5 protein-coding genes and 1 pseudogene are annotated in these 5568 nt (G+C 63.9%); 3 read left to right on the top strand and 3 right to left on the bottom strand.

All coding sequences use genetic code 11. The features are described 5' to 3' along the window. Nucleotides 1–48: 48 nt before the first annotated feature. Entirely contained in the window at nt 49–714 is a 666-nt protein-coding gene (locus tag WAN71_RS19955) for a helix-turn-helix domain-containing protein (RefSeq protein WP_422226983.1), read from the bottom strand. Nucleotides 715–843: 129 nt separating this feature from the next. On the opposite strand from WAN71_RS19955, the gene WAN71_RS19950 reads away from it, so the two are divergent. Next, on the top strand, nt 844–2154 hold the full coding sequence (locus WAN71_RS19950) for a cytochrome P450 (RefSeq protein ID WP_422226982.1): 1311 nt from the start codon (nt 844–846) through the stop codon (nt 2152–2154). 24 nt (nt 2155–2178) lie between these two features. Here the strand turns inward: WAN71_RS19950 and WAN71_RS19945 are convergent, their stop codons facing one another. Next, nucleotides 2179–2589, bottom strand: coding sequence for a hypothetical protein (locus tag WAN71_RS19945; protein WP_422226981.1), 411 nt, complete (start codon nt 2587–2589; stop codon nt 2179–2181). 86 nt (nt 2590–2675) lie between these two features. Then, nucleotides 2676–4148, bottom strand: coding sequence for an aldehyde dehydrogenase (locus tag WAN71_RS19940; RefSeq protein ID WP_422226980.1), 1473 nt, complete (start codon nt 4146–4148; stop codon nt 2676–2678). 69 nt (nt 4149–4217) lie between these two features. On the opposite strand from WAN71_RS19940, the gene WAN71_RS19935 reads away from it, so the two are divergent. Both WAN71_RS19935 and WAN71_RS19930 read left to right on the top strand, forming a co-directional pair. Then, nucleotides 4218–5039, top strand: coding sequence for an enoyl-CoA hydratase/isomerase family protein (locus tag WAN71_RS19935; protein ID WP_422226979.1), 822 nt, complete (start codon nt 4218–4220; stop codon nt 5037–5039). A 1-nt stretch (nt 5040) separates the two neighbouring features. Next, nucleotides 5041–5568 (top strand): annotated as a pseudogene (locus WAN71_RS19930) (secreted hydrolase); the annotation flags it as partial.

Genomic DNA, 5568 nt, shown 5'->3' with positions numbered 1-5568 from the left:
GCAGCCGCAGGACGACCGAAACTCGTAGCGCTTTGTTCTCCGGGCGGATCAGCTAGGCCCAGTGACCATCGGCATGAGGTAATCGCGCACGTATGTGCGGGTGTCGTCGATGGTGGCGAGTTTAATGCTGGTGTGTGGGGTGACGATAAACGACAGGGTGAGGCGAGTCTGTAGTTCTGCGACAGTACGCAGGTGGCGCTCCTGGGCGGGCGTTGTCTTGGCAGTGCCGTAGAGCTCGGTGCGCAACCACGCAACGGAGTAGTCGGTGGCGAAATCAAGGATGGCGCCAGCGTCGATGGTCAGGCTCGGCAGAATCGCTTCGGGCTCAGTGCGCAGCATCTTCCTGAGCAGCGAGTGTTCACGGAGGAATGTCACGGTGAACACGGTGCCGTAGACCATGCGGTCTTCGAACGTGCTGGCGTGCGAGCGTGCGGCCGCGCTGCCCTGCAGGAAGCGGCGCGCTTCGGCGAGCACCAGGGCGTCGGTCAGCGCAGCTTTGGTGGGGAAACGCCGGTAGAGGGTCGCTCGACCTACGCCGCTGCGGCGGGCGACGTCTTCCATCGTGGAGCGTCGCATCCCGACCAGTTCCGCCTGCTCGAGCGCGGCTGCCAGGATTCGCGTGGTGATCTGGTCGGGGTTGTCGAGCTGGGCTACGACGGCGGGGTCGGGTTCGGCAATTCGTCGGATGAACTCCGCCGCTCGGGTCGACGTCACTCAATTCCTCCTTGCTCGTTCGGCGCGGCCGCCGTATCGTGGCCATCGAAGCATACGAGACATTGATTGTCTTATCGTCTCATACGTCTCATGATAGCGGGTAGCGTTGCTCGCGGAAGCGGAGTTGCCATGCGTGTCGGTCTATGGGTTCGTTGGTTGGCAATGCATGGCGTGCCTCGAGCGTTTATGGCGGTTCGGGCGCGGGCAGGCGATCCGTTGGCTCGGCTGCTCGCCAGTCACGGACGCGGCAACGATCCCTACCCGCTGATGGAAGAACTCAGGGCGCAGGGACCGCTGGTACACACACCGTTCACATGGGTGAGCGTCGATCATGGTGTCTGTCGAGAAATTCTGCGAGACAAAAGATTCGGTGCCACCGGGCAGGCAGAAATGGTGCCGCGGCCGCTTCGGGCGCTGATCTCGCGCACTGACCCCGGCGTGCCCAATCCGGTGGATAAGCCCGCGATGGTGGTGGTGGATCCACCCGAGCACACCCGCTACCGACAGTTGGTGGCTCAAAGCTTCACCCCGCACGCCATCGGCACGCTGAGTACGCGGGTGGTCGAGGTCACCAGGCAATTGATAGACCGGATCGCCGCCACACCGAACCCTGACCTGATCGCCGACTTCGCGGCTCAACTGCCGGTCGCGATTATTGGCGAGATCCTCGACCTGCCCCCCGACGTCCAGCCGCGCATGCTGGAGTGGGGTCACAGTGGCGCCCCGCTGTTGGATGTCGGAATCGGCTGGAAGACCTACCGCTGTGCCATCGATGGGCTGCGAGGCGCCGATGAGGATCTACGTGAGCGCTTTCACCAGGTGCGCACCGGTGGGCCGAGCGACAATCCGTTCAGCAGGATGGCCGCCGACGGCACACTCACCGATCGTGAGCTCACCGCGAATGCTGCGCTGCTGGTCGGCGCGGGCTTTGAGACCACGGTGAACCTGATCGGCAATGGCATTGTTGTGCTGCTGCAAAACCCCGAGCAGTTGGCTCGGTTGCGCGATGACCCCGACTTGTGGCCTGCGGCCGTCGAGGAGATCCTGCGGTTCGACAGCCCCGTCCAGATGACCGCGCGCACCGCTGGGTGCGATGTCGAAATCGCCGGACACCACATCGCGGCCGGCGAGATGGTCGCACTACTTCTGGCCGGCGCCAACCGTGACCCCCACGTGTTCACCGACCCCAGCAGCTTCGATATCGACCGGCCCAACGCACGCGAGCACCTGGCGTTCGCCTCCGGCGTGCACGCTTGCCTCGGCGCCGCCCTGGCCCGCATCGAAGGCGCGACCGCACTGCGGGCACTCTTCGAAACCTTCCCCGATCTGCGCCTGGTCGCACCCGCGCAACGGCGTGGTCTGGTCAATTTGCGCGGATTCACCCGGCTGCCAGTACAACTGGGCAGCCGACGGGCAACTCCCGCCGACCTTCCCGCGTGACATCGTTGCGGGTTCGCCGCATGTTCATTCAGAGTCGTCCCCAAAAATCGGCTCTTTTCCCGCGGTTAGCCAGCTCGGCGATATGTACTCGTCGCGTGACAGCACAAGCGTGGGCGCCGGACTGAGCATGTCATCGACATAGTGATGACATGGGTGACCGCTGCTGCTCAACACCTTCAACTTCTCAATGATTTCGACCGCTTTGGTGTGATCTAGCCGCCACACCGCGCGATCGTCATCCAGCTCGATGTCGGCGGCGCCGGACTCGATGACGAAGTCGTGAATCCTTCCGCGGCACTGCAGTTGCGACGATCCTTGCTGCTCTGCCTGAGTCAGCGCTGCCAGAAAGGTGCCAAGCCCGGCGTGGTCCATAGCCAACAACACAACGTCGTCGCCGTTGAACTCACTGACGCGCTTGACGCGAATCGCATTCATAAGTCATCCATTGGAGTGCAAACGATAACGAATCACCAGCAACGTGCGCTCGGCGCGGCTTGCCGTAACCCGGCTGGCAGCCGTCGTTAACCCGGCAACGGTGGCATCGGCCCTTTGCTGATCACCGACTGCAGCTCGACATACTCGTGCAGACCTTCCGGGCCAAACTCGCGGCCGATGCCCGATTGCTTGAAACCACCGAACGGGCTGCCGATATCGAGTGTGTACATGTTGATGCCATACGTGCCGGCGCGCACGCCCGCGGCGACCTCGAGGCCATGTGCGACATCGGCGGTCCACACCGACCCGGCCAGACCATAGTCGCTGTCGTTCGCGATGCGGATTGCATCGTCTTCGTCGCGGTAAGTCAGCACGCTCAGCACTGGGCCGAAGATCTCCTCGCGCGCGATGCGCATGTCGTTGTTCGCGTCGACGAACAGCGTCGGCCGCACGTACCAGCCTCGCTCCCTCGGAGCGTCCTCGCCGCCAAGGACCATGCGGGCGCCCTCTTTCACCCCGGACCTGATGTAGTCCTGCACCCGATGTTGCTGCCGTTCGGCCACCAGCGGACCGACATCGGTCGCCTCATCGGACGGATCGCCCACCTGCAGACCCGACATCATGTCGGCCAGCGCGTCAACGACCTGGTCGCGACGCCGTTCGCTGACCAGAATGCGGGTCTGCGCGACGCAGGCCTGGCCATTGTTCATCAGGCTCGCGCTCTTCAGGCCCTTGACCGTCTTGTCGATATCAGCATCGTCGAGGATGATCGCCGCCGACTTGCCGCCGAGTTCCAGGCCGACGCGCTTGAGTTGCTCGCCGCACAGCGCGGCGATCCGGCGCCCAACTGCGCTTGACCCGGTGAACGCGATCTTGTCCACACCCGGATGGCGCACCAGCGCCTCGCCGACATCCGTTCCCCCGGGGAGTACGGACACCACCCCGTCAGGCAGATCCAGCTGCTCGATCATCTCGGCCAACCACAAAGCATCCAAAGGTGTTTCGGGTGCGGGTTTGACGATGACGGTGCAACCCGCGATCAGGGCGGGAATCAGCTTGGGCATGATCAGGAATTGCGGCACATTCCACGGCACAATCGCCCCGACCACACCGACCGGTGCTCGGCGCAGGTGTACTTCGCCGAGCACCCCCTGGCGGCGTTCGGCCCAGGGAAAGTCGCGGGCGACCGCCAGCGCGAGGTGAATTAGCGACAGCGCTGCCGTCGCTTGACCGAGCCGGCTGAAACTGCGCGGGGAACCCATCTCGTCGGTGATCAGGTCGGCCATCTCGTCGAGGTGACCGGAGTAGATGGTCGCGAGGTCTTCGACCCTGCGCATCCGCTCGCTCGGGTCGAGTCGGGGCCACGGGCCGTGGTCGAATGCCCGTCGTGCGGCGGCGACCGCGGCGTCGACGTCGGCCGGGGCGGCAGCAGGAGCCTCGCCGATCGGCTCTTCGGAATGCGGCGAGATGACCGCTATCCGGTTCGGACTGGACGGCTCGCGCCAGTGTCCGCCGATGAAAAGCTGGTCGTAGCAACGGTGGTCGCGGTTTTCCGTCATTAGGACACCACCTCTGAAAAGGGCGACGGCAACTTCGCTATTGATGCTAACATAGCAAAAAAGCCAGCCATGAGCCTCGGGTCAATAGTGAAGGCCGATGTGAGCGACGAACTTCGCGTGACAACGGATGGCGCTGTACGGATCGTCACGATCAACCGCCCGGATGCTCATAATGTCATCGACGCGAGCCTGCACCACAAGCTGCTCGACGTATGGCGCGACCTCGAGCGCGACGCCGAAGCCCGCTGCGTGGTGCTCACCGGCGCCGGCAAAACGTTCAGCGGCGGAGGAGATTTCGCGTTCCTGAAAGCCCAGCACCGCTCCCTTGCCCTGCGGTATGACATCTCCGCGCAGGCGTCAGACATTCTGAACGCGATGATCAACTTCCGCCTGCCAGTCGTCGCGGCGGTCAACGGCCCCGCCGTCGGGCTGGGCGCATCGCTGGCACTGTGTTGCGACCTGGTGTTGATGTCCGAGCGCAGCTATCTGTGCGATCCACATGTCTCGATCGGGCTGACGGCCGGCGACGGCGGGGCGTTGCTGTGGCCATATATGACCAGCCTGATCCGCGCCAAGGAATACATCTACACCGGTGAGCGCATTCCAGCCGAGCTGGCGGTAAATCTGGGCCTGGCCAATCGCGTCACCACCGCCGACACCCTGATGGACGAGGCGCTACAGCTTGCCGCGCGGCTGGCGGCTCAGCCGGCCCGCGCACTGCAGACCACCAAGCGGGCGTTCTCCAAGCACATCGCTCAATCCGCGATCGCCATTATCGACTACGGGCTGGCCGCCGAGACTCTTGAACTGGGCGCCGACGACCACATCGACAAGGTGCGTGAGTTCCTCGGAGCCGATAAGTACGACGCAATCGATACTCCCGAGGGGTGACATGAACACCGATTGGCGCAATTACCCGTTCCGGCTTGTGCCCGACGACCGCGCGCTGGATTTCCCTGCCGCTGAAGGCGAACACGCCGATCAGGAATCCGACACCTGGTTCATCGCCGGCGAGCTGACCGGTGCGACGGGCCGCGCGTTCGCTTTCCTGACCATCTTCAACAAGAACCGCCCGGGCGGGACAGTGGTCGCCGACTTTTACACGATGTCGCTCTTCGATTGCGATACCGGCGAATACGGCACCTACACCGATTACGACATGCCGCCGAAGAACATGCAACCGGATGCGCGACCGAAAATGTCCATGGCCGCCGGCTACCTCGACATCCGCTACGAAAGCAGTGCGGGCACGGTGGCGTGGACGTCCTGCCGTGACGACGACGGTGAACTGCGGCCCTACACCTATGGCGTCAGCCTGCGCGGCGTTGATCAGGGCGGCCAGTCGATGGAACTGGACTTGACCGTCACGCCAACCCGCGCGCCGGTACCAGTTGGCGCGGACGCGTGCAACGGCAAGATC

This window comes from Mycobacterium sp. (assembly GCF_049280035.1).
In the GTDB taxonomy this organism is placed as follows: domain Bacteria; phylum Actinomycetota; class Actinomycetes; order Mycobacteriales; family Mycobacteriaceae; genus Mycobacterium.
The sequence above is the reverse complement of the archived record's forward strand: the minus strand, read 5'-3'. Positions and strand labels throughout refer to the sequence as shown.